At 63.1% G+C, this 22,954-nt stretch carries 18 protein-coding genes; 13 read left to right on the forward strand and 5 right to left on the reverse strand.

The features are described from left to right. Positions 1-34: 34 nt before the first annotated feature. The 5 genes from F7R90_RS06520 to katG all read left to right on the forward strand — a co-directional run bounded on the left by F7R90_RS06520 (position 35) and on the right by katG (position 7,865). The gene (locus F7R90_RS06520) at positions 35-550 is read left to right on the forward strand and encodes a (2Fe-2S)-binding protein (protein ID WP_158056450.1); all 516 of its coding nucleotides are present in this window, start codon (positions 35-37) and stop codon (positions 548-550) included. Continuing rightward, a complete protein-coding gene (locus tag F7R90_RS06525; RefSeq protein ID WP_225741279.1) occupies positions 529-1,476 on the forward strand; it encodes an FAD binding domain-containing protein in 948 nt (315 codons plus the stop codon). Before F7R90_RS06520 ends, F7R90_RS06525 begins: the two co-directional genes overlap by 22 nt. Continuing rightward, positions 1,469-3,823: a xanthine dehydrogenase family protein molybdopterin-binding subunit gene (locus F7R90_RS06530; protein ID WP_158056451.1), complete on the forward strand. Its 2,355-nt coding sequence runs from the start codon at positions 1,469-1,471 to the stop codon at positions 3,821-3,823. Before F7R90_RS06525 ends, F7R90_RS06530 begins: the two co-directional genes overlap by 8 nt. A 54-nt stretch (positions 3,824-3,877) precedes the next feature. Further along, positions 3,878-5,500 carry a lipopolysaccharide biosynthesis protein gene (locus F7R90_RS06535; protein WP_158056452.1) on the forward strand — a complete coding sequence of 541 codons (1,623 nt, stop codon included), beginning with the start codon at positions 3,878-3,880 and terminating at the stop codon, positions 5,498-5,500. 226 nt (positions 5,501-5,726) lie between these two features. Continuing rightward, positions 5,727-7,865, forward strand: coding sequence for a catalase/peroxidase HPI (katG, locus tag F7R90_RS06540; protein WP_158056453.1), 2,139 nt, complete (start codon positions 5,727-5,729; stop codon positions 7,863-7,865). Positions 7,866-7,942: 77 nt separating this feature from the next. Here katG and F7R90_RS06545 read toward each other — a convergent pair whose 3' ends face one another. Continuing rightward, positions 7,943-9,652, reverse strand: a complete 1,710-nt coding sequence (locus F7R90_RS06545; protein WP_158056454.1) for a histidine kinase N-terminal 7TM domain-containing protein — start codon at positions 9,650-9,652, stop codon at positions 7,943-7,945. Positions 9,653-10,168: 516 nt separating this feature from the next. On the opposite strand from F7R90_RS06545, the gene F7R90_RS06550 reads away from it, so the two are divergent. The 3 genes from F7R90_RS06550 to F7R90_RS06560 all read left to right on the forward strand — a co-directional run bounded on the left by F7R90_RS06550 (position 10,169) and on the right by F7R90_RS06560 (position 13,092). After that, complete coding sequence (locus tag F7R90_RS06550; RefSeq protein ID WP_158056455.1) at positions 10,169-10,543, forward strand: DUF7344 domain-containing protein; 375 nt, start codon at positions 10,169-10,171, stop codon at positions 10,541-10,543. 289 nt (positions 10,544-10,832) lie between these two features. Further along, complete coding sequence (locus F7R90_RS06555; protein WP_192498422.1) at positions 10,833-12,440, forward strand: vanadium-dependent haloperoxidase; 1,608 nt, start codon at positions 10,833-10,835, stop codon at positions 12,438-12,440. 55 nt (positions 12,441-12,495) lie between these two features. Further along, positions 12,496-13,092 (forward strand): DNA-3-methyladenine glycosylase family protein, encoded by a 597-nt coding sequence (locus tag F7R90_RS06560; RefSeq protein WP_158058855.1) that lies wholly within the window; start codon positions 12,496-12,498, stop codon positions 13,090-13,092. A gap of 29 nt (positions 13,093-13,121) precedes the next feature. On the opposite strand, the gene F7R90_RS06565 is transcribed toward F7R90_RS06560, so the two are convergent. After that, positions 13,122-14,492 (reverse strand): RimK family alpha-L-glutamate ligase, encoded by a 1,371-nt coding sequence (locus tag F7R90_RS06565; protein WP_158056457.1) that lies wholly within the window; start codon positions 14,490-14,492, stop codon positions 13,122-13,124. 202 nt (positions 14,493-14,694) lie between these two features. Between F7R90_RS06565 and F7R90_RS06570 the strand changes: the two genes are divergently transcribed. The 5 genes from F7R90_RS06570 (at position 14,695) to F7R90_RS06590 (ending at position 19,430) form a co-directional block, all read left to right on the forward strand. Then, entirely contained in the window at positions 14,695-15,771 is a 1,077-nt protein-coding gene (locus F7R90_RS06570; protein WP_158056458.1) for a succinylglutamate desuccinylase/aspartoacylase family protein, read from the forward strand. Positions 15,772-15,920: 149 nt separating this feature from the next. Further along, positions 15,921-16,313, forward strand: coding sequence for a succinate dehydrogenase, cytochrome b556 subunit (gene sdhC / locus F7R90_RS06575; RefSeq protein ID WP_158056459.1), 393 nt, complete (start codon positions 15,921-15,923; stop codon positions 16,311-16,313). A 1-nt stretch (position 16,314) separates the two neighbouring features. Then, positions 16,315-16,683, forward strand: a complete 369-nt coding sequence (locus F7R90_RS06580) for a succinate dehydrogenase (protein WP_158056460.1) — start codon at positions 16,315-16,317, stop codon at positions 16,681-16,683. Further along, positions 16,680-17,579 carry a succinate dehydrogenase/fumarate reductase iron-sulfur subunit gene (locus tag F7R90_RS06585; protein ID WP_158056461.1) on the forward strand — a complete coding sequence of 300 codons (900 nt, stop codon included), beginning with the start codon at positions 16,680-16,682 and terminating at the stop codon, positions 17,577-17,579. The genes F7R90_RS06580 and F7R90_RS06585 overlap by 4 nt, the downstream gene beginning before the upstream one ends. A gap of 15 nt (positions 17,580-17,594) precedes the next feature. Continuing rightward, complete coding sequence (locus tag F7R90_RS06590; RefSeq protein ID WP_158056462.1) at positions 17,595-19,430, forward strand: FAD-binding protein; 1,836 nt, start codon at positions 17,595-17,597, stop codon at positions 19,428-19,430. A gap of 221 nt (positions 19,431-19,651) precedes the next feature. On the opposite strand, the gene F7R90_RS06595 is transcribed toward F7R90_RS06590, so the two are convergent. From F7R90_RS06595 to F7R90_RS06600, 3 genes are all read right to left on the reverse strand, one after another. After that, on the reverse strand, positions 19,652-19,852 hold the full coding sequence (locus F7R90_RS06595; protein ID WP_158056463.1) for a XapX domain-containing protein: 201 nt from the start codon (positions 19,850-19,852) through the stop codon (positions 19,652-19,654). A 366-nt stretch (positions 19,853-20,218) separates the two neighbouring features. Continuing rightward, entirely contained in the window at positions 20,219-20,395 is a 177-nt protein-coding gene (locus tag F7R90_RS22095) for a DUF7556 family protein (protein WP_192498468.1), read from the reverse strand. A 125-nt stretch (positions 20,396-20,520) separates the two neighbouring features. After that, complete coding sequence (locus tag F7R90_RS06600) at positions 20,521-22,767, reverse strand: PKD domain-containing protein (RefSeq protein ID WP_158056464.1); 2,247 nt, start codon at positions 22,765-22,767, stop codon at positions 20,521-20,523. Between the last annotated feature and the right edge of the window lie 187 nt (positions 22,768-22,954).

Raw genomic sequence — 22,954 nt, forward strand, 5'->3', positions numbered from 1 at the left:
GGTTATTACTGGGTCGCCTTCGAACCGTCCGACCATGACCGACCACGAAATAACGCTGACCGTCGATGGAACCACAGAGGAGTTGACGGTCGAATCCCGGACCCTGCTCGTCCACGCGCTCCGGGACGAACTCGGCTACACCGGTCCCAACGTCGGGTGCGAGACCAGCAAGTGCGGGGCCTGCACCGTACGTCTCGACGGCGATGCAGTCAAGTCCTGCACCGTCCTCGCCGTGCAGGCGGACGGGAGCGAAGTCACGACAGCAGGCGGACTCGCGGACGGCACCGACCTCCATCCGATTCAGACGGCGTTCCACGAGGAACACGGACTACAGTGTGGCTACTGCACGCCCGGCATGGTGATGACTGCCTCCGAACTTCTCGAAAACGACCCTGACCCCGACCGCGAGGCGATTCGCACTGGACTCAAGGGGAACGTCTGTCGATGCACTGGCTACCAGAACATCGTAGACGCGATAGAGACGGCCGCTGACGACCTCGCGGAGTCGGGGACGACTACCCAGCAAACATGCGGAGGCGACCAGTCGTGATTCCGCCGGAGTTCGACTACTGTCGCGCGAGCAGTGTCGAGGATGCACTCGAACTGCTGGAAGTACACGCCGACGCGGACCCGGTCGTTCTCGCGGGTGGCCACGGCCTGCTCCCCGACATGAAGACGGGCGAGACGAGTCCAGGCGTTCTCATCGACGTCAGCGAAATCGATGGGCTTCGCGGCGTCGAGGGAGGAGACTCGAACCGCCCGTTCTCGATAGGCGCGCTCACGACCCACGCGACGCTCGCGGAGTCTGACGCGCTCTGGGAGCACGCGCCAGTCCTCGCGGAAGCCGCGAAGAACGTCGGCGACCTGCAGGTCCGCAACCGCGGAACCATCGGCGGGAATTTGGTAGAGGCTGACCCGGCCGCGGACCTCCCTGCCGCGGCAGTCGCCGCAGATGCGACCCTCGCGCTCCGCGACGACGACGGCGAGCGGACTGTGTCCGCCGACGAATTCTTCGGCGAGGACGGCACTACTTCGCTCGGCAACCGGGAACTGCTGACCGAGATTCGGATACCTAATTCGGAGCGGACCCACGGCGCGTACGCGAAGAAGACGCACCCCGCGACTGGCTACGCGCTGGTCGGGGTCGCCGTCTCGCTCACAGTCGAGGACGGAACCGTGACCCGCGCGCGCCTCGCGGCCAGCGGCGTGGCCGAGTCGCCGGTTAGACTGACTGTCGTCGAAGACGCTCTCGTCGGCAGTGAAGCGACTCAGCAAGGACTCTCCGCGGCCGCGGAGAACGCATCCGCGACACTCGACCCGTCCGACGCCCGCTCGGACCCGACGGCTTCCGGCGAGTTCAGGATTCATTTGCTCGAACCCTACGCCGAGCGCGCGCTGACGACTGCGTTGGACCGTACGATTGGCGACGGTGAGACTGCTGACGGGACCGACGCAGAGGTGACCACCGATGAGTGAGACGGCACAGAAGTCCGATGCACGATCTGCACCCGGGGACTCCGAGCAAGACGACAGCGAGGACGAACTCGTCGGCGAAGGCATGTCGCGCCGGGAGGACGCCCCGCTCCTCCGAGGCGAAGCGACGTACACCGACGACGCGAGCGCGCCAGACATGGTCCACCTCGCGTTCGTCAGGAGCGAGCAGGCCCACGCTCGCGTCACGAACATCGACACGAGCGCGGCGACCGACCGCGAAGGCGTCCTCGCCGCGTTCACGTGGGACGACGTGGCCGACTCCGACGCGCCGGGTCTCCTCCCGCTCAGTGCCGACCGACTCGACTGCGACCCGGATGCACATCCGATGCTCGCCCGCGAAAGGGTGCGCTATCAGGGCCAACCCGTCGTCGCAGTCGTCGCGGAGGACCGGTATCTCGCCGCGGACGCGACGAAAGCGGTCGAAGTCGAGTACGAACCACTCGACGCTGTCGTTGACCCCATCGACGCAACCGACGACGACGCACCCACCATCTTCGAGTCGGCCCCGAACAACGTCGCGGTGACGGGGGAGTTAGGCGACGAAGAAGCAACCGACGAGGCGTTCGCGGCCGCCGACCGAGTCGTCGAACTGGACTTGGAGAACAATCGGCTCATGCCGTCCGCGATGGAACCGCGGGCCGCTCTCGCAGAGTGGGACGCTGGCGACGAGCAGTTGCGCGTCGAGATGACGAGTCAGAACCCCCACGGTGCGCGCGGGAACCTGTCCCACGTCCTCGGACTCCCCGAGAAAGAGATTCGAGTCGTCGTGCCCCGCGTCGGCGGCGGGTTCGGCCACAAGAACACGCCGTATCCCGGCGAAGCCGTGACTGGTTGGGCCGCCCGGCAACTCGGCCGTCCGGTCAAGTGGACCGCCACGCGGCGGGGCAACTACCTCGCTGGCAACCACGGTCGGGACCACCGAACACACGCAGAGATGGCCGTTGACGACGACGGAACGATTCGCGGCATTCGCGTCGAGACGCACGCCAACACCGGTGGCTACGGACTGAGTGTCGGCCCGCTGATGGCGAGCGGCTACGGCAGTCTGCTGGCCAGTCAGTACGACGTGCCCGCCATCTTCTGTCGCTCGCACGCGGTGTTCACGAACACGGCACCGGTCCACTCCTACCGCGGGGCCGGACGACCAGAGTCGATTTACGTCCCGGAGCGACTGATGGACCTCGCCGGGCAGGAACTCGGCCTCGACGCCGCGGAGATTCGTCGCCGAAATTTCCTGGACTCCGAGACGTTCCCCCACGAGACCGCGGTCGGCGCGACCTACGACAGCGGCGACTACGAACTCGCACTGGACGAGACACTCGACGCCGTCGAGTACGGGGAACGCGGCACGAAGTCACGCTCCGAAGACGGCCGTTACCGAGGCGTCGGCGTCGCCTGCTACGTCGATTCCACTGGGTTCGGTTTCGAGAGCGCGGTCGTCCGCGTCCACCGGGACGGCGGCGTCGTAGTCTACGTCGGCACCCACTCCCACGGGCAGGGCCACGCGACGACCTACGCGCAACTCGTCGCCGACACGCTCGGCGTCGCCTACGACGACGTGACGGTGGTCGAAGGAGACACCGAGAAGATACCGCAGGGAACCGGAACGTTCGGGAGTCGAAGCACCATCGTCGGCGGGAACGCAGTCACCGAGAGCGCCCGAAAAATCCGCGAGAAGGCCTGTCGCGTCGCTGGTCATCTGCTCGACGCCGACCCGGAACTGGTGACCGTCGAAGCGGGCGAGTTCCGGACGCCGACCGGCAAGACTTGTTCGCTCGCGGACGTGGCCGGGGCGGCGTACGGACCGGGGCTCCCCGAGAGAATCGACCCCGGACTGGAGGCGACGACGTTCTACGAACCCGAGGCGACCTCCTACGCCTTCGGAACGCACGCCGTGGCAGTCGCCGTGGACCCCGAGACGGGCGAGATAGACATCGAGCGGTACGTCGCGGTGGACGACTGTGGCGAGCAAATCAACCCGACCATCGTCGAGGGGCAGGTCCACGGCGGGGTCGCCCAAGGCCTCGGACAGGCCCGCTACGAGCAGACCGTCTACGACGAGGAGGGAACCCTGAAAACCGACACGATGCAGGCGTACGCCGTCCCGCGGGCGTTCCAGGTACCGGAGATGGAGACCAGAGAGACGGTGACGCCATCACCGACGAACGACCTCGGGGTGAAGGGCGTCGGTGAAGCGGGGACGACTGCCGCGCCCCCTGCGCTCGTGAACGCTGTCGTGGACGCCCTCTCGCCGCTCGGTGTCGAACACCTCGACATGCCGCTGACCGACGAGACGGTGTGGCGGGCGATTCGCGATGCCGAGGAGTAGTCAGAAACGCCCGACATCATCGGATTTATTCACCCCTCACGGGAACTGACTGTCGTGGCGTCTGACTCTGCGGTGTCGGAAGACGAGATGCAGTCTGAGAGCGATACGTCTCTCTCGTCCGAGGGCGGCGACGCCGTGCAATCCGAAACTGACGCCGTCGAAGCACGTCTCGAAGACGCCCTCGAACGAGTCGCCCACGGCGCGACCGTCTCGGTCCCGAGCATCCTCCTTCAGCGCGGGCTGACACTCGCCTTCACTGCCGTCCTCACGAACGGGTTCGCGCCGAGCGCCTACGGGTTGTTCGCGCTCGCGCGGCGACTCCAACGGTTCCCGCTCTGGGTCACACTCGGCTTCCGGAGCGGACTGAGTCGGTTTTTGCCGAACGCCGAGTCGGACGCCGAGCGCAACGCGCTGGCGACGTTCGCGAGTCTGCTCCTCGTCGGCGTCGCCAGCCTGTTCGGCATCGCGCTCTTTACGGCGGCCCCGCTGGTGACCAGCGTTACCGACAAGGGGGCACAGTTCCGCCTCTTCTTGCGCATCTTCGCTGTCGGGCTTCCCGCCGCAGTGTGGCTGTTCACGGTCACGGAGATTTTTCGCGGTCTCGAAGCAGTCGGCCCGCTCAATCTCACGCTCCGGGTCGGCTTTCCGGTCGCGCAACTACTCGTCGGCGTCGTCGGCACCGTCGTCTTCCACGACCTCGCGCTCGTCGCGGCGAGCGTGCTGGTTTCGATGGGCCTCGTCGGCGTCGCGGCGGCAATCTGGTTGGTCCGGGAACGGGGCTTTCGGCCGCGACTTCGTGGCCCGGACGCGTCGAAGCTCCGGAAGAAGTATCTCCGATTCACCCTCCCGCTTTTCCTCGGCGGCTTCGCGACGACGACCCAACGGCTGGGGTTCTACCCGCTCATCGCGCTGTTCCTCTCGGACGTTGCCGGGGGCGTCTTCGCCATCGGCGTCCTGCTCGGGACGCTCGTCCGACTCCCGCTGATGGGCATCAACCAGTTCATCCCGCCAGTCGCGGCGGCGCTCAACGAGGAGAACCGCGACGAAGCACTGCGGCGTCTGTACCACGTAACGAGCAGGCTCGTCTTGGTCGGCGTCACCGCGCTGGCGATTCCGGTCGTTGTCTTCCGACAGACCGTGATGGGGTTGTTCGGCCCGACATTCGTCCAGTACGCACCGCTCCTGCCCGGATTCGTCGTCGCACAGTTCGCGGCCTGTGCGGCGGGGAGCGTCGGTATCCTGCTGACGATGACCGACAACCAGCGCGCGCTCCTCGTCGTCAACGTGGCCATCACGGCGTTTCTGACCGTAACCGCGATTCCGCTGACGCTGAACTTCGGACTGCCCGGACTCGTCGCCAGCTATCTGCTGATGCTCACGGTGAACAACGGACTCGAAGTCGCGGTGCTGTACTACCTCGAAGGGCTACAGCCGTTCACGAAACTGCACGCGAAACCGTTGCTGGCGGCAGTTCCGTCCTCGTTGGTCGCGCTCGGCGTTCGGGTATTCTTGTCGGGCGTTCTCGCGCTCGTCGTGGGGACCATCGTTGGACTGGTTGTGTATGCTGGTTGCCTGCGCTTGCTCGGCTTTACTCGGGTCGAACGTCGTCTGGTGACGACGCTCGTCGGACGGTATCGGGAGGTCGTCTCCGGCAAGTGGCGCGCGCTGGGCCAGTAGCCGAGAACGGAAAACTATCGAAGTCAGAGACGAAACGGAGCGGAAACAAAATGAAATAGCGCAATCCCGAATATATTCTTTCGGAAGTGGAAACAGTAGAGCTCGCCTCACCAATCTAAATATTGTTTACTGAAAAATATCATCGGTGGCTTTATAGACAATTGCCCGAATGAATAGGCTGTAGGAGATTCATCGAATGTCTGAGGACGATACATCGACGCACGGTATGGGAGGCTCCGACCACGAATGGTGGCCGGACAAGCTGAGCTTGAAGATTCTCGACCAGAACGCTCGCGAGAGCGACCCGATGGGCGAGGAGTTCGACTACGCCGATGAGTTCGAGTCACTCGACCTCGACGCCGTGAAGGAGGACATCGAAGCGGTGATGACCGATTCGCAGGATTGGTGGCCAGCCGACTACGGCCACTACGGCCCGCTGTTCATCCGGATGGCGTGGCACAGCGCCGGAACGTACCGCACCCGAGACGGCCGCGGCGGCGCGGCTGGCGGTAGACAACGGTTTGCCCCCCTCAACAGTTGGCCGGACAACGCGAACCTCGACAAGGCTCGCCGACTGCTCTGGCCGGTCAAACAGAAATACGGCCGCAAACTCTCGTGGGCCGACCTGATGATATTGGCCGGAAACGTCGCCATCGAGTCGATGGGAGCCAAGACGTTCGGCTTCGCTGGCGGTCGCGAGGACGCCTTCGAGCCCGACGAGGCCGTCTACTGGGGGCCCGAGGACGAGATGGAAGCGTCCGACCGCTTCGACGACGACGGAGAACTTCAGGACCCGCTCGGCGCTACCGTGATGGGTCTCATCTACGTGAATCCGGAGGGGCCGGACGGCCAGCCCGACCCGGAGGCGTCGGCGGAGAACATCCGAGAGTCGTTCAGCCGCATGGCGATGAACGACGAGGAGACGGTCGCGCTCATCGCCGGCGGACACACGTTCGGGAAAGTCCACGGTGCTGACGACCCCGAGAACCTCGGCCCCGAGCCCGAAGCGGCCCCAATCGAAAAGCAGGGCCTCGGCTGGGAGAGCGACTACGAGTCCGGCAAAGGTGCCGACACCATCACTAGCGGTATCGAGGGCCCGTGGACCCAAGCCCCCATCGACTGGGACTTGGGCTACATCGACAACCTGCTCGACTACGAGTGGGAGCCGGAGAAAGGACCCGGCGGTGCGTGGCAGTGGACGCCGACAGACGACGAGTTAGTGGACACCGTGCCCGACGCCCACGACTCGTCGAAGCAGCAAACCCCGATGATGCTCACGACGGACATCGCCCTGAAGAAGGACCCGGACTACCGGGAAATCGTCGAGCGGTTCCAAGACAATCCGATGGAGTTCGGGATGGCCTTCGCCAAAGCGTGGTACAAACTAACCCACCGTGACATGGGCCCGCCCGAGCGGTTCCTCGGTCCGGAGGTTCCCGACGAAGAGATGCTGTGGCAGGACCCGCTCCCCGACGCCGACTACGGGACGATTGGGGACGAGGAGGCCGCCGAACTCAAAGAAGAGATTCTCGATTCGGACCTCTCCGTCTCCCAACTGGTCAAGACCGCGTGGGCGTCCGCATCGACGTACCGAGACAGCGACAAGCGCGGTGGCGCGAACGGAGCCCGCATCCGCCTCGAACCGCAGCAGAGCTGGGAAGTGAACGAACCGGATCAACTGGCGACAGTACTGGAGACGCTGGAAGGAATTCAGGCGGAGTTCAACAGCTCTCGGTCCGACGGGACGAAGGTCTCGCTCGCCGACCTGATCGTGCTGGGCGGCAACGCAGCCGTCGAGCAGGCGGCGAAGGATGCAGGTTACGACGTGGACGTACCGTTCGAACCGGGACGCGTGGACGCCACGCAGAAACAGACCGACGTCGAGTCCTTCGAGGCACTCAAACCGGACGCGGACGGGTTCCGGAACTACCTCGGTGACGAGGCCGACCGACCGGCAGAGGAACTGCTGGTTGACAAGGCAGAACTGCTGAACCTGACCGCCGACGAGATGACGGTACTGGTCGGCGGCATGCGCGCACTGAACGCGAACTACGACGACTCCGACCTCGGCGTCTTCACCGACCGACCCGAGACGTTGACCAACGACTTCTTCGTGAACCTGCTCGGCATGGACACGGAGTGGGAACCGGTCTCGGACGCAGAAAACGTCTTCGAAGGCCACGACCGTGAGACGGGCGAACTCAAGTGGAAGGGGTCCCGCGTCGATCTGATCTTCGGCTCGCACTCCCGACTTCGAGCAATCGCGGAAGTGTACGGAACTGACGACGCAGAGGAGCGGTTCGTGCGTGACTTCGTGGACACGTGGAGCAAAGTCATGAAGCTCGACCGCTTCGACCTGGAGTAATCGCTCCGCTTCTCTCGGCCTTTCTTCGTTCCTGTTCTCTCTTCGCTCGTTCGTGCTTCGAGTTCGTTTTCCCCCGCTTACAGCGTGTTCCGACCCGCGGGTCGCATCGCAGTCGTCCCCGCCGCCGAACCCTGCGTCGGGAACAGTAACGTAATCGTCGTCCCCTCCGACTCCGAAGCAGTGACCGAAATCTCGCCGCCGGTCGTCGAAACCGTCCAGTAGGTGAGCCAGAGTCCGAGGCCACTGCTGTGTTGGAGCGGCGTCTCCGTGCGACTCTTCAGGACGTCTTGTTCCATCTCGGGGAGTCCAGCCCCGTCGTCGCTCACCCGAATCTGAGTCTGTCGTTCTTCTGTCGTCACCGTGACTTCGACCGACAAGTCCGCGGTATCGTTGTGTTCGAAGGCGTTCTCCAGCAGGTTCCTGAGTGCGATGGTCAGCGCCTGCTTCGAGACGGCTGTGACGGTCACGTCGTCCGGGCAATCGACCGCCACTGGTACTTCCGGATACTCTTCGCGAAACTCCGACGCGAGCGAGGCGAGCGTCGCGCAGACGTCTACTGCTTCGCCGTCTCCTTGAGCCGTCTGCTCGATGTCTACCATCTGGTGGGCCTTCTCGCTCACTGCGACGAGACCGTCGGACTTTCTGCGAATCACCTCGGCGAGTTCTTGCTGTTCGTCGGTGGAGGCGCGCTCTCTCAGTAGGTCTGCGTAGCCCGAGACGACGTTCATGTCGTTGCGCAGGTTGTGCCGGAGGACGCGGTTCGCGACCTCCAAGCGCTGTTCGTACGCCTCTCGGTCGGTCACGTCTCTGAGGACGATTGCCGACCCGGCGTGTAGCCCCGACTCGAAGGAGAGTTCGGACACGTAGAGTTCGTACACTCGTCGGGTCCCATCGATGATACTGGTCGTCGTCCCGTGGAGGTTCTGTAGGTCAGTTGTTCCGAGAACAGACGAAACCGGTGTCTCGCCTGCGCGGTCGATGTCGTATATTTGGCGAGCGACGTGGTTGCTATCGACGATTCGGCCGTCTCCATCGACGACTAGAAGGCCGTCGCCGGTCAGTTCGATAGCGCGCTGGTGGGCGACCGGCGTCCGTTCGAGCAAGTCGAAGTGGAAGAGAGCAAGTCCGTAGGTGACGCCGGTGAAGGTGAAGACGAACGGCGTGAAGTCGAGACCGGGGACCGGACTCGATTTCAGGGTGAACAGGTTATGAGAGACGAACGCTGGCACTGCACCGATGAGGAGCAACGCCGACTGTCGGCGATAAATCTGGGAGGACTTGAAGTAGACCGACAGAATCGTCCAGAGGCCGAGGGCGACGACGGCGTACGCGAACGCGATGTGGACGAAGTAGCCCGTAGCGAATTCGAGGTCGAGAGCGGGGGAGACGGTTCGGGGGTAGAGCGTCGCACGAGTCCAGACGAGGTGGTGAATCGGGTTCGTCAGCGCGAGGCAGGTAAATGCGGCCCACTCGCCGACTAACAACGCCTTGACTCTCCGAGTCAATAGCTCCTGTTTGCCAGCGTACTGGTACGCGAAGAATAGGAACAACGGTGGGACGCCCCCGCTGGTCGCGAGTGCCAGTCGTTGCCACGAGATTTGTTCTGGCTTCGTCGTGAACCCCAGTTGGACGCCGTAAATAGCAGTCCAGAACGCGATGACGAGCATCAGTGCCGCGAACGACTCGATTCCGTCCCGGCGTCGGTGCCACCCGACACCCACCACGGCGACGATGATTACGGCGGCCGCGAAGGCTAGCAAAGAAAGCGCGGGTGGGTTCCACGGCATTATTTTTTACACTTCCAATCCACCCAGTTAACAATATTTACATCGAGTTGATGTTTATGTAGTTTCTTTGCTTCGAGTCCGACCGACACGAGTCGTATTTCCGCTACTCGTCGATGGGACCCGCGGGCTACAGAAGGTACTCTGTGGGCGTTGGAAATGTCGCCCGGAACACTAACCTCCAGCATCATCCCGAGGCTGCGTGCCGCGTCTGCTGGCAAACCCTCGTGCCGGGCGGGGGCTGGGTAACAGCCCCAAGTGGCGAGTCGGCGAAGCCGACGAGCCTGTGCGTGGTGCGAAGCACCACGACTTTCTGTCACCTTTGGGCGTGACGAACCACTACAATGTCGCGTACCTGGGTTCTCCGCGCGGTCATCGCTCCCGAAGCGGGACTACTCGGGCGGGGACTTGTGGCACGCGTCTGACCCTAGGGAACCCCCATGGATAAGCCTTGCCAGACACCGAGCCTAATCGTTTAGGTAGTGGTCTTTTTGGGGCGGAGATAGCAGTACGAAGTGCATGATGGATGCGGATTCCCCGGACGCGTCCGAAGGCTACGTGGGTACGGAGAGGGACATCTCACCGACGCTCGACGCGACGCTCGACTTGCTGTCGAACCGTCGCCGTCGGTACGTCCTCTACTACCTCCGGAAACAGGGTGGTACGGTCTCGCTCGCCGAACTGGCCGAGCGAATTACAGAGTGGGACGACAGCGAGACCCAATCGACGGAGAAGGTCGTCGCCGACCTCTACCACAGCCACCTCCCACGGATGGACGACGCTGGCGTCGTCTCGTTCGACGAACGTTCGAACGCGGTGACGCTCACCGAGGACCGACAGTCACCGCTGTCGGAGTATCTCGACCTCGCTGCCCGCGAGGAGAATCTCGTCTAACACCGTTCCACTCGTCCGGTCGCTGCGACGAATCGCTTCGGCCCTCCGAAACACTGTCATCCACTTCTCTGTTTCGAGTAGGTTCGAAGTCGTCCGACTATTCGCCCGACAGTTGGAAATTTTCACGAAATTCTAGAAGAATCGAATATGTATCGGCGAGCGGCTTGTATCCTTTATATTCTTGTTCGTCGCTCTTCCCGCGACTATGGGAAACGAACCGAACGACCGAGCGAGAGACGACCCGTCGAAACGAGAATCCGCAGTGTCGCGCCGAGGCTTCGTAGGTAGCATGGGAGTTTTGGCCACTGGATTGCCTGCCGATAGAGCGCACGCTCGCGAGGAGTCTGAGAGCAATTCGGACGACGGAGATGCAGAATACGAGGAAGACGGGAGAGTTCGGGCCGCCTATCGCATGCGGAAGTACGTCGCGAAAGCACAACTTTACGACGGTTCACAGCCAGCGTACGAAACCAACGGGGACCGCGAGCGGTACGAAGACCAAATAGCGACGTTTTCGAAGGGACTTCCGCACGACGACACTGGAGAGGTCTCATCCGACGCGTATCAGGCGCTCGACCACGCGCTCGAGACTGGCGACCCCGACGACTTCGAGGCTGTGCCACTCGGCGACGGGACCCGGCAGCTGAAAGATCCACAGGCCGCGTTCGGGTTCGAACTCGTCGGTTGCGACCCACACGACACGGCGGTGCCGCCACCACCGGCGTTCGAGAGCGAGGCGGCCGCCGCCGAGATGGCAGGTCTGTACTGGCGCACCCACTGCTTGGACGTGCCCTTCTCGGAGTACGGCGAGAGCGACCGTGTCGCGGACGCGGCGGCCGACCTCCAGAAGTTTTCGGGGCGTGACCCGTCGGCGGAGACGCTGTTCGCCGACGTCGCGGGCGACCGACCCGGGCCACGAATCTCGCAGTTCCTCTGGCAGACGTACGCCCGCGGTGCCTTGCAGGTGGACCAGCGACTCCGGACCGGAGAACCGGGCATCTTCTACGTGACCGACTACGACGAGTGGCTCGCCAGTCAGCGCGGGGCCGCTCCGAGTACGACACAGTACTTCGACGACACGGAGCGGTACGTCCGGAGCGGTCGAGACCTCGCAGAGTTCGTCCACGAAGACGTGCCGATACAGCCGTTCGACAGCGCAGTGTTGTTCTTGCTCGGGAGAGAAGCGCCGGTCAACCCCACGCTACCGTTCGAGGGCGCGCCGCTCGACCCTTCGATTCCCTACGAGACGGGCGGCCCCTCGGTTCCGTTCGTCAACTTCGGGTTCTTCGACGCGATGGACGCCGTCGTCAGTTGTCTCGACTGTGCGCTGAGTGCCGCGTGGTTCCACAAGTGGCTCCTGCACCGCAGACTTCGCCCGGAGAAGTACGGCGGACGCATACACAACCAGTTGACCGACGAGGCAGATTACCCGATTCCCGACGAACTACTCGATTCACCGGTTCTCGACCGCATCTACGACCGTCACGACTCCTACCTCTTGCCGCAGGTGTATCCCGAGGGCGCACCGCTCCACCCCGCGTACCCGTCGGGACACGCCGCCGTCGCGGGAGCGTGCGCCACGGTCATCAAGGCGTACTTCGACGAGTCGTTCGTCTTCGACGACCCCGTTCGGGCCAGTGCCGACGGGACGCAACTGAGACGCGACGTAGAACAGGACCTCACGCTTCGAGACGAAGTCGATAAACTCGCGGCCAACGTGGCGTACGGCCGGGTTTGGGCGACGGTTCACTACGCCAGCGACGCCCGAGCGGGACTCCGTCTCGGCGAACAGGTAGCGCTCGACCTACTCTGGGGACGCAAGCACACGTCGCACCTCGCCGACCAGTTCGACGGCTGGCAACTGACGACGTTCGACGGCGAGCAGATTACGGTCTGAGCGGACGAGAACCGTGAGTCTTTCCCTCTCTCGGCTCTCACCGTCACTAATCAGCATGCGCGAGGAAGCCCACTCAGTCTTACGAGAAGACCCCGTGATGGCCGAACTACTCGACCGCTACGACCCCTACTCGGAACGAAACTGGAACGAGTTCGAACGCCTCTGCGTGTCCATCATCAACCAACAACTCTCGACAGCCAGTGCGGCGGCCGTGAGGGAACGAGTGTTCGACCTCCTCGACGGCGACGTGACGCCCGAGGCAATTCTGGCGGCGGACGACGAAGCACTCGGTGATGCCGGTCTCTCAGGGATGAAAATCGAGTACATGCGGAACGCCGCACGTGCGTTCCAGACCGACGACTACACGAAAGCAGGATTGGCCGACCACTCCGACGAGGAAGTAATCGAACTACTCACCGAAATCAAAGGAATCGGCGAGTGGACTGCCAACATGTATCTGCTCTTCGTCTTGGAGCGCGAAGACGTGCTTCCGCTCGGCGACCTCGCGGTTCGCAAGGGTATCGAGCAACTGTACGGGACAGATTCCGGGGAACTGACTCGCGCAGAGATGCGCGAAATCGCCGAACACTGGCGACCCTATCGGTCTGTGGCGACGAAGTACATCTGGGCGAGTTACGAGTCCGAAGACTGAGAGTTATGCCGTGTCGTCCGTGACGCTCGTTACTTCGATTCTTCCTCTTCTTCCTCTTCTAACGTCTCTTCTTTGTCGCTGTACTCTTCCTCGGTGCGGCGGCGCACGTCCACTTGGTAGTGTTTCAGGATGTCGCGGCCGAGCAGGACCGGATAGTCCATGTGACTGCGGTCTTCGATGCTCGCGGTGACGGTGTGACGGTTCCCGCCGACGCCGACCACCACGTCCACGACCGGCCGGGACTTGCTCCCCTTCCGACTGCCGGACTTGACGCGGGTCAGACTCTTGATGGGGCCCGCGCCGATTTTCGCCGCGAGTTTCGTGTCGATGCTCGTCCGGGTCGCGCCCGTGTCGGACTTCGCCGTCGCCATCTCCGAGCCACTGGTCCCGCTGACCAGCACCTCTTCGGTGTAGCCGATGACGATTGGTTCGCTGGAGGGTGCGTCCTTCGGCATCGGTTTGCAGGCGGGCACGGAGTCGTCCAGCGACGCCGAGAGGTCTTCGACTTTCGCTTCGTCCACTGAGCCGCCAGCCTCCTCGATGGCGAGTTGCGCGATGTACGGGGCGGCACTCCGTCCCGTCGCCTTGAACAGTCCCTTGAATCCTGCAGTAGGGTTCACTTCGAGGACGTACCAACCGTCGTGGCCTTCGATGAGGTCCACGCCCGCGTAGTCGAGTCCGATGGTGTTGGCCGCGTCGCGTGCAATGTCGGCGACGTCTCTCGGAATCTTGTCGGTCATGTCCTCTACGTCCCCGCCGAGCGCAACGTTCGTCCGCCAGTCGTTCTCGGGGGCGTAGCGGTTCATCGCGCCGACGATGCGGTCGCCGACGACGTAGACGCGCAGGTCCCGGTGTGCGGTGTCGTCGCGCTCGATGAGTTCCTGCAAGAAGGCCATCCGGTCGCCGACGCGCGGATTGACCAGTTCGTCAGCACCGACCTTCCACGTGCCGCCGCCGTGAGTGCCGATAGCAGTCTTGTAGACGGCTTCCTCGCCGAACTTGTCGCGGCCGTCGTTCAGTCGGTCGTTCGACAGCGCGAGCAGTGCGTCGGGCACGGGAATCCCGTCCTCGGCGAGCGCAGTCGCCGTCGAGAACTTGTGGATAGCCGTCATCACGGAACTCGGACTGTTCAACACTGGGAGCACTTCGTCGTAGATTTTGGCGAGACCGAGCGACTCTGAGGGCTGTTCAGTGTTCGACAAGAGCAGACGATTGGCGACGAGGTCCACGTCGGGTTCTAGTTCGACGGTTCCGTCTTCGATGTTGACGGCCGTATTCTCTTCCCGAAGCCAGTGAGGTTCGTGTCCGAGGTCCTCTATCGCGTTGAGAATGGCTTTCGTTTCCTTGCTGTTGTGGAGACTCAGTACACCGATGCGCACACCAGAACCGTCGTCGCTCATATACAACGAATATTGTTTCCGCTCCCATAAAAAGGGTCCACTGATGGTTCCGCGCTGAGCGGGGCGGCCCCGAGAAGCGTAATCGACGTTACTCTAGGTGAGTCGCTGCTTACTCCCTTCGTCGGAGAATCACCGCAGAGCGACCCGTCCGCCGAAACCCAACTGCCGCGCATTTATATACCCCGCCGCCCGAGGGGAACGTATGGCCGGGTCGGACGCTGAGGCGTTCACGTACAACGGCGGCATCGTCGAACCGGGCGAGACCCAGAACATCCGCTACGGTATCAGCGAGACGTATCTGGGCGACCCAGTTCGCATCCCCGTCACCATCGTCAACGGCGCGGAACCGGGTCCGACGGTGTTCCTCTCCGCGGCGGCCCACGGCGACGAACTGAACGGCATCGAAGTCGTCAGAGAAGTCGCCCACGAGTGGAACCACGACGACCTCTGTGGAACCTTAGTCTGCATGCCGGTGCTGAACGTCCCTGGATTTCTGGCCCAAGAACGCTACCTCCCCATCTACGACCGCGACCTGAACCGGTCGTTCCCCGGACGCGCGGGTTCGACCAGCGCCAAGCGCATGGCCCACCAGATATTCCGCAACTTCATCGCACCGTGTGACCTCGGACTGGACTTTCACACTTCGACGCGCGGCCGGACGAACATGCTCCACGTTCGTGGGGACACCTCCGACCCCGAAGTCTCTCGACTCGCCAAGGCATTCGGGTCGAACGTCATCATCTCCTCGTCGGGACCATCGGGAACCTTGCGTCGAGAAGCCAGCGATTACGGCGTCCCGACGATTACCATCGAGATGGGCGAAGCCCATCGCTTCCAGCGACAGTTCATCGACCGCGGCTTGGAGGGCGTCAAGAGCGTTCTCGCAGAGTACGGTGTCCACCGAACGAACGCGGTTCGTTGGCCGGGCTGGCGCACCATCATCGACGAGGACATGGAGAAGACGTGGCTCCGGGCGGACACCGGTGGACTGGTCGAGATGCACTACGACCGAGGCTCGCTCGTCTACGAGGGAGACACAATCTGTACCATCACGAACCCGTTCAAGACCGACAGCGACAGCGTGGAAGCACCCTTCACTGGACTTCTCGTCGGGGTGCTTGAGAACCCGGTCGTCTATCCGGGGAATCCACTCTGTCACATGGTCGAACTGGAGGCGGACACGCGGCGCGCACTCAAACGTGACCGGGCACAGAGCGACGACCCGAACGGGGACGCGGCACCGCCACCGGAGCATACGTTGCCGCCCGAGAGTCGGTGACGATTGAAAATATCTAGTTTTTCTACTTCCCGACTCTTTCTCCGTCGGAACCGGCGTCGTCTCTCACTGCGTTGACTTCATCGAGCGAACAGACGGACAGAGGTAGAAACTTCTATTTGCCCCGAGTCCAACCCTCCGAACGGACAAGTATGAGTCAATCGTATAATCGAGGCCTCATCGAAGATTTCGGCCGCTGGCGGGAGTTTACGGCCGGAATGTGGGCCTGGATACTTCACAAGTTCACCGGGTGGGTACTCATCGGCTACCTGTTCACTCATATCGCCGTACTGAGTACCGCTATGTCCGGGTCTGACGCGTACACGACGACGATTCAGGGGCTCGAAAGCCTGCTCGTCGTCCGCGTCATGGAGGTCGGACTGCTGGCCGTCGCCGTCTTCCACATTCTGAACGGCGTCCGCCTGCTGTTCGTAGACCTCGGCCTCGGACTGGAATCGCAAGACAAGAGCTTCTACGCGTCGCTCGTCGTCACCGCACTCATCGTGCTGGCGAGTATTCCGACGTTCATCGAGGGGGCCTTCTAAAATGGCAGAGCGCTACTCCTCGTTCAGCAGCGGGAGTCTCCCGTGGCTGCTCCAGCGCGTGACGGCGGCGTTCCTCGTCGCAGTGCTGGCGTTCCACTTCTTCCTGCTGCACTTCTACCACCACGCCTACGAGGTCACGTTCGCCGGAACGACGGCCCGCATGGAGCAGTGGGGCTACCTCCTCACAATGATACTGTTCCTGTTGACCGCAACGTTCCACGGTGTCAACGGCGTCTACGCCGCACTGTTGAATCAGGGCCTCACCGGGAGCACGAAGCGCGCAGTGCAACTCGTCCTCGGAATCGCGGGCCTCGCGCTGGCGTTCCAAGGCGTCCGACTCGCGCTGGTCATGTCGGGAGTGATAGCATGAGTACGCAAATCGAAGAATCAGAGACCGAAGCACAGGAGCAAGAGGCCGAAGCGGAAGAGGCCGAACTACCGGCCGAACAAGAACCGCAGACGCCGGGCGACCGACGTCGCGCCGAGAAGCGTGAGCGCCGCGAGCAGGAGACTGCCTCGGAACCGGTCGCAGAGACCGACGACACCTTCAAGATGAAGGTGTTCCGCTACGACCCCGAAGTCGAGGGGAAGATGGAACCGCGCTTCGACGACTTCTACGTCCCCAAGAAGAAGGGGATGACCGTCCTCGACGCGCTCATCTACGCTCGCGACCGTTTCGACACGACGCTCACCTTCCGCCACTCGTGCCGACAGGCCGTCTGTGGCTCCGACGCGCTGTTCATCAACGGTCGCCAGCGACTCGGCTGTCAGACTCAGATTTCGGACCTCGACACGCCGGTTCGCATCGAACCGTTGCCCCATCAGGACGTCGTCAAGGACCTGGTCGTGGACATGGAACACTTCTACGACCAGATGGAGGCGGTCGAGCCGTTCTTCCAACCCGACGAGACGCCGGGCGACGAACTCGAAGAGCAACGACAGAGCCGCGAGAACCGCGAGAAAGTGAAGATGTCCACGCGCTGCATCTGGTGTGGCGCGTGTATGTCCTCGTGTAACGTCGCGGCGGGCGACAACCAGTATCTCGGTCCGGCGGCCATCAACAAGGCGTATCGGTTCGCCATGGACGAGCGCGAAGGCGAGAACATGAAGGAACATCGCCTGAACGTGATGGACCAAGAACACGGCGTCTGGCGCTGCCAGACCCAGTTCTCCTGTACGAACGTCTGTCCGAAAGATATCCCGCTGACCGAACACATCCAGGAACTCAAGCGGGAAGCAGTGAAGCAAAACCTCAAATTCTGGTAATCCTAAGCCTCAATCATGCACGAACACGACGTACTCGTCGTCGGTGCTGGCGGCGCGGGACTTCGGGCGGCCATCGCCGCTCACGAGGAGGGCGCAGACGTAGCCCTCGTCACGAAGCTCCACCCCGTGCGAAGCCACACCGGCGCGGCAGAAGGCGGTATCAACGCGGCACTCCGCGACGGCGACGACTGGGAACTGCACGCCTACGACACGATGAAGGGGTCGGACTACCTCGGCGACGCCCCCGCAATCGAGACGCTGGCACAGGACAGTCCCAAAGAGACGGTGCAACTCGAACACTGGGGGATGCCGTTCTCCCGCGAAGACGACGGACGCGTCTCTCAGCGACCGTTCGGCGGCCTCTCGTTCCCAAGAACCACGTACGCCGGAGCAGAGACGGGACACCACCTGCTCCACACGATGTACGAACAGGTCGTCAAGCGCGGCATCAAGGTGTACGACGAGTGGTACGTGAGCCGACTCGCCGTCACCGACCACGACGACCCCGAGGAGCGAGAGTGTCACGGTGTCGTCGGCTACGACATCAAGACCGGCCAGATTCAGGGCTTCAAGGCCCGGAACGGCGTCATCCTCGCGACCGGTGGTCTCGGTCAGGTGTACGACCACACGACGAACGCCGTCGCCAACACAGGCGACGGAGCCGCGATGGCATATCGTGCGGGCGTCCCACTGGAGGACATGGAGTTCATCCAGTTCCACCCGACGACGCTCCCCTCCACGGGTGTCCTCATCTCCGAAGGCGTCCGTGGCGAAGGTGGCATCCTCTACAACAACGAGGGCGAGCGGTTCATGTTCGAGTACGGCTACGCGAACAACGACGGCGAACTCGCCTCTCGTGACGTGGTCGCCCGCGCGGAACTCACCGAGGTCAACAACGGTCGTGGCGTCGAGGACGAGTACGTCCACCTCGACATGCGCCACCTCGGCGAAGAGCGCATCACCGACCGCCTCGAAAACATCCTCCACCTCGCACGCGACTTCGAAGGTGTGGACGCGCTCGAAGAGCCGATGCCGGTCAAGCCCGGCCAGCACTACGCGATGGGTGGCGTCGAAACCGACGAGAACGGCGAGACCTGTATCTCCGGACTCTACGCCGCGGGCGAGTGTGCCTGCGTCTCGGTCCACGGGTCGAACCGCCTCGGCGGCAACGCGCTGCCGGAACTCATCGTCTTCGGTGCGCGCGCCGGACGCCACGCCGCGGGCACAGACCTCGGTGAAGCCGAGATTTCGACCGGCGAGACCGAGGAGACGGAGTTCGAAGACGGTCTCGACACGCCAGTCGAACCCGGTGCAGTGGCGACGAGCGACGAGGACGCGGTTGCCGACGGTGGGACCGCTATCACCAGTCCCGACGAGACCGTTCGCCACGCCGTCGAGAACGAGCGAACGCGCGTGGACCACCTCCTGGAAAAGGACGAGGGCGTCCAGCAGGCCGAACTCCGCGAGAAGCTCCAGAAGTCGATGACGGAGAACGTCAACGTCTTCCGGAACGAAGAGGGCCTGAAACAGGCGCTCGAAGACATCCGCGAAGTCCGCGAACGCTACGAGGACGTGTACGTCAACGACCCGTCTCGCACCTTCAACACGGACCTCATCCACACCATCGAGATGCAGAACCTGCTCGACCTCGCCGAATCCATCACGCTCGGTGCGCTCGCGCGCGACGAGTTCCGCGGCGCACACTGGCGACAGGAGCACCAAGAGCGCAAAGACGACGAGTGGCTCAAGCACACGCTGCTGTCGTGGAACGAGGGCACGCCGAAGCTCTGGTACAAGCCGACCATCTTGGACGGCGAAAAAGAGTACGAGCCGAAAGAACGTAGCTACTAACGACCGACGACCTTTTTTCTCGTCGGGTGACGACGGCGCGCTTCGCGCGCCTTGCCACCACTCTTTGCTCACGGCCGCAGGCCGTCTACTCGCGTCTGCGCCGTGCTGGTGCGTCTACCGCAGCCGCCGACCGTGCCACAGCACAGCTACAGCACGGCTACAGCACAGCACGACTCCGCCCCGCACCGCCAGCGCGCCGCAGGAGCGCGATTGTGGCGATTCTACCCTGCCAGCCCCAGCATCTTCAGCAGGTCCACGCTGTAGCCGAGGTAGCTGACGACTTTGAATCCGAGGTAGACGCCGACGATGCCCATCACGCCGGGGAGTTCCGGCGGGACCGGCGCGGGCAGTTGGAGCAACTCGAACAGTGCCCCAGTGACGAATCCCGTCAGGAGCGCGAGTATCGTGATTGTCGTGTTCATGTAGCCGTCTGCTGACCCAGACGACAAAAACAGTTTGCTATCCAGCGGAATCAGAAACTGATATAAAAATGTTTTGACTGTTTCACTAGATTCTATCGGGCTGTAGAGCCGCTATCAACCCCGATATTTGGGGAAACCCTGATCTATCGGTCGATTCGTCCCGTCCAGGGTGGTCGTAGCTTCCTCACGGCCACGACCGCACTGGACGACTGAAATACACGTTTCCGCAGTCGCATTTCCAACACATTCCAACTCGGGCAGGTGCCCGATGCGGCCCACGTTCCCCAACGTGGGACCGCGTTAGATGACGCAGTGCAGTTTCCCGTGCTGAATCGGCTCAGCGGGAGTCCGTCCGGCGTTCGCCGGTTATCGCCACTGCGAGAGGGTGTGTGACTCGTCGTACGGCATGGACATCCATGCCTCTTCGTTCGACACGTCCGCGATGACGGTCGTCTGTCCATCCTGGCTGTCGTCGATAGCCAGCATAACTTCGCCGTCTTCGAACGATTCGTCCAGGTCGTCAGTGGGGATGGTCCAACTCAAGGTAGGTCACCGTCTCTGCGTGATTCTTTCTTGCCCCGACTACCCCTTTAGTATGCGCCACTTTCCCGACCGTAACAGACCGTTACGCCCGTGAAATCGATAGTGGAACGATGTGAAACGATTACTCAAGCCGCCCGACGAGCCAACAGAGCGGCCGCGAGCAGGGCGACTACTGCAATTACCGGGGTGAAGCCCGGAATCGTTCCACTGTTCTCGTTTCCGTCGCCGGACGAGGTGTCGGTCGCGGCGTTCGCGTCTTGCTGTCCGACGTTCACCGTCAGTTCCTTGGTGACGCTCGCCCCGTACTCGTCAGTCACCACGACTGTAACCGTCTTGGTACCGGGCGTGCCGAAACTGTGCTCGACAGAGGTACCTGTCACTTCGCCGTCGCCGAACTGCCACGTTACGGTCACGTCACCGACTTCGTCCGTCACGTCCGCCGTGAAGGTCGCGGCTTTGCCGACCGACACGTCCTTCGGTGCGTCGATGCTCGCAGTCGGTTCGTCGTTGACTATCACCGTCGCCGTCGCGGAGTCGCGCAGTCCCGCGGCGTCGGTGACGGTCAGAGTCACGTTCGTCTCGCCGAGGTCCGAGAACGTGGCGCTCGCCGTCTCGCCGCTCTGGGTCGCACCCGCGATGGACCACTCGTAGCTTTCGAGGGTTCCGTTCTCGGCGCTTGACCCGCTCGCGTCGAGCGTAATCTCCTCGCCGACCAGCACGGATTGTGGTCCCGCGATGTTCGCTTCCGGCGCGGCGACGGCCGTCACCGCGAGCGTACCGGTCCCCATCACATCTGCCGAAAGCGTCGCAGTGCCGTTGGTCTCGGAGACGAGCGTCGTGTTTCGAAGCACCCAGCCGTCGTCGGTGCGCTGTGCGACGCGCAGGTCCGACAGTTCGGCGTCGAGTGCCTCGGTCGGCACCGAGAACTCGACAGTCGCCGAACCGTTTTCGAGCGCGTCGGGGCCACCGAGCGTCACCGCGTAGACGGGTCGGCCGGGCGGAGAGAGCGCGGAGACGTCCGCTTCTTCTGCAACGGTCAGCACGCCCGAGACGTTCGCGTCCGAGAGCGTGACCGAGCGGACGGGAGAACCTTCGAGCACCACCGTCGAACCGCTCGCGTTCGGTGCACTGTCTTCGATTGCAGCGACCGCAGGACCGCCGATGCGGACGAGCCACCCGTCGCGGTTGTCTCCGTAGCTGGTCGTCTCACCGACCGCGAGGTAGCCGCCACCGTTGCCGTGGATGACCGGCCAGAACTTGTCCCACGAACGCTGACCGTACGAGCGCTCCCACTGCTTCTTGCCGTCGGCGTCCACTTTCAGCATCCAGCCGTCCGCACCGTTCTGGCTCAACTTGTTCTTCGCGCCCGAGAGGACGAAGCCACCGTCGTCGTCGGCCAGCACGCCGTAGAAGGCGTCGTCTCGCGGGGTGCCGAAGGTCCGCTCCCACTCGACGGTACCGTCGCCCGCGATTTTCAGGGCCCACGCGTCCTGTTGGTCGTCGCCGTTGTCGATGCTCCGTCCGGCGAGGACGAACCCACCGTCGGCTTTCGTTGCGTCGTGAATCCGGTTGAGTTCGGCACCGCCGTAGGTGCGCTCCCATTCGAGTTCGCCCTCGCTATCGGTCTTCATGACCCACGCGTCGGAGGGGTCGGTGCCGTCGCCGCGAATCGTCCCGGTCAACAGCAGTTTGCCGGAGTTCGTGACGAACAGCGAGTTGATGTACTCGTCGGCGCTCGACCGAGGCGTGTCGTACTGCTCGCTCCAGACTTCCTCGCCGTTCCGGTCGAGTTCCATCAGCCACGCCTCGGTGTCGCCGTCTTTCTGCCAGCCACCGACGTAGATGGCGTTGCCCGACTGTTCGAGCGTCCAGAAGGCGTCCGGTCCGTCGTCGCCGTAGGTGCGTTCCCACTGGACCTCGCCGCTCTCGTCTATCTTCAGGACCCAGCCGTCCGAGTTCTCGCGACTGCCTTCACTCTCGAACCCAGAGAGGAGGTAGCCGCCATCGGTTGCCTGCACGTCGAACAGTCGGTCGGTCCCGGAACCGCCGTAGGTGCGCTCCCACTCCGTCCGACCGCTCTCGTCCACGAGCGCGACGTAGCCGTCGTGTCTGCCGTCGCTCGTGGACGCGTCGGTCCATCCGACGACGAGGTAACCGCCATCGACGCGGATACCTTTCGTCAGTTTGTCGTCGCCCTGTCCGCCGACTGCCACGCTCCACCGCTCGGTTAAGTCGGGCATGTCGGCGGCGTTCGCCGACGTACTCGTCACGTTCGTGTCCACGCTCGTCGTGTCGGTTGCGGCTACCGACCCACTGATCGGTGCGCCGACGACGAGTAGCGTCAGTAGGACGCTAACGAGCGCGCGTCTCATTGTCGATTCCCCCGTTCGTGTATCCCAGTCTGTAATTCCATGGTAACTTGCCGTTGTTCGGTAGTATTCCGACGTTAGCTCGTCGTCCGCTTCGCCTAGCGCCACGAACCGGACGTTACTCTCGATATATCCGTTTTCAGGGCTTTGTTATACGCCGATTGAATCGGGAGTAGGGCCGCTCTGAACC

The organism is Halorussus halophilus (assembly GCF_008831545.1).
In the GTDB taxonomy this organism is placed as follows: Archaea; Halobacteriota; Halobacteria; order Halobacteriales; family Haladaptataceae; genus Halorussus; species Halorussus halophilus.

Bases quoted from the DNA above. Each gene is read 5' to 3' on its own strand.
- F7R90_RS06580 (WP_158056460.1), top strand. From the start codon at position 16,315: ATGGCAGAGCGCTACTCCTCGTTCAGCAGCGGGAGTCTCCCGTGGCTG.
- F7R90_RS06530 (WP_158056451.1), top strand. From the start codon at position 1,469: ATGAGTGAGACGGCACAGAAGTCCGATGCACGATCTGCACCCGGGGAC.
- F7R90_RS06550 (WP_158056455.1), top strand. From the start codon at position 10,169: ATGATGGATGCGGATTCCCCGGACGCGTCCGAAGGCTACGTGGGTACG.
- F7R90_RS06600 (WP_158056464.1), bottom strand. From the start codon at position 22,767: ATGAGACGCGCGCTCGTTAGCGTCCTACTGACGCTACTCGTCGTCGGC.
- F7R90_RS06590 (WP_158056462.1), top strand. From the start codon at position 17,595: ATGCACGAACACGACGTACTCGTCGTCGGTGCTGGCGGCGCGGGACTT.
- F7R90_RS06565 (WP_158056457.1), bottom strand. From the start codon at position 14,492: ATGAGCGACGACGGTTCTGGTGTGCGCATCGGTGTACTGAGTCTCCAC.
- F7R90_RS06595 (WP_158056463.1), bottom strand. From the start codon at position 19,852: ATGAACACGACAATCACGATACTCGCGCTCCTGACGGGATTCGTCACT.
- F7R90_RS06560 (WP_158058855.1), top strand. From the start codon at position 12,496: ATGCGCGAGGAAGCCCACTCAGTCTTACGAGAAGACCCCGTGATGGCC.
- F7R90_RS06570 (WP_158056458.1), top strand. From the start codon at position 14,695: ATGGCCGGGTCGGACGCTGAGGCGTTCACGTACAACGGCGGCATCGTC.
- katG (WP_158056453.1), top strand. From the start codon at position 5,727: ATGGGAGGCTCCGACCACGAATGGTGGCCGGACAAGCTGAGCTTGAAG.
- F7R90_RS06520 (WP_158056450.1), top strand. From the start codon at position 35: ATGACCGACCACGAAATAACGCTGACCGTCGATGGAACCACAGAGGAG.
- F7R90_RS06525 (WP_225741279.1), top strand. From the start codon at position 529: ATGCGGAGGCGACCAGTCGTGATTCCGCCGGAGTTCGACTACTGTCGC.
- sdhC (WP_158056459.1), top strand. From the start codon at position 15,921: ATGAGTCAATCGTATAATCGAGGCCTCATCGAAGATTTCGGCCGCTGG.
- F7R90_RS06555 (WP_192498422.1), top strand. From the start codon at position 10,833: ATGGGAGTTTTGGCCACTGGATTGCCTGCCGATAGAGCGCACGCTCGC.
- F7R90_RS06545 (WP_158056454.1), bottom strand. From the start codon at position 9,652: ATGCCGTGGAACCCACCCGCGCTTTCTTTGCTAGCCTTCGCGGCCGCC.
- F7R90_RS06585 (WP_158056461.1), top strand. From the start codon at position 16,680: ATGAGTACGCAAATCGAAGAATCAGAGACCGAAGCACAGGAGCAAGAG.